Source organism: Bradyrhizobium sp. LHD-71, from assembly GCF_031157255.1.
Taxonomy (GTDB): Bacteria; Pseudomonadota; Alphaproteobacteria; order Rhizobiales; family Xanthobacteraceae; genus P52-10.
The window spans coordinates 1-620 of record NZ_JAVIFX010000080.1 but is presented as its reverse complement, the minus strand read 5'-3'; the positions used below and the strand labels follow the sequence as shown (position 1 = coordinate 620).

Annotated in this window: 3 pseudogenes; all 3 read right to left on the bottom strand. The window is 58.1% G+C overall.

Annotated elements, in window-relative coordinates:
• Positions 1-16: 16 nt before the first annotated feature.
• Positions 17-202, bottom strand: a pseudogene (locus RCO31_RS34855) (IS3 family transposase); the annotation flags it as partial.
• Positions 184-265, bottom strand: a pseudogene (locus RCO31_RS34850) (integrase core domain-containing protein); the annotation flags it as partial. The pseudogenes RCO31_RS34855 and RCO31_RS34850, both read right to left, overlap by 19 nt.
• Before the next feature lie 21 nt (positions 266-286).
• Positions 287-514, bottom strand: a pseudogene (locus RCO31_RS34845) (hypothetical protein); the annotation flags it as partial.
• Between the last annotated feature and the right edge of the window lie 106 nt (positions 515-620).

Here is a 620-nt window from a genome sequence, read left to right as displayed (position 1 = left end):
TTGCTATAGATGTTCACTAAATCGGTGATTGGATCGCGGTGGTCTTGGTAGCGGCGAATGCCTTTGGGGTTTGTCCTGCGAGGGCCTGATGAGGCCTGTGATTGTTGTAGTAGATCAGGTACTCGAACAGCTCGTTGGCGAAGTGATCGAGATTGTCGAAAGTGGCGCCCTCGATGACGTCCTCGTCGAGGGTTCGCCAGAAGCGCTCGACCTTTCCGTTGGTCTGGGGTCGATAGGGCCTAGTGTAACGGTGTTTGATGCCGAGCTCGAGCAGCATGGCCTCGAACGGATGCTCGTCCGGCTTGTTGCGAGCTGCGAACTCGGTGCCGTTGTCAGACAAAATTTCTTCGAAGACGAGCCCGTAGGTGACGTTGAGGGTGTTGATCATCTTCAGGGTTTTGAACATCACCGGCAGCGCCTTCTTGGAGGTCAGCACCTCGGCCCAGGCCAAGCGCGAGCAGCTGTCGATCAGACTGACGATGTAGGCCGTGACCGGGGGTGGCGCGAGGAACATATCGCGCGGCAGCTGATGCAGATCGACGTGGCCGAGTTCCCCGAGCTTGTCCTTGATAATACGGCGTTTCTCCTCGCGCATCGCCGGCGTGCGGCGGTTCAGCTGA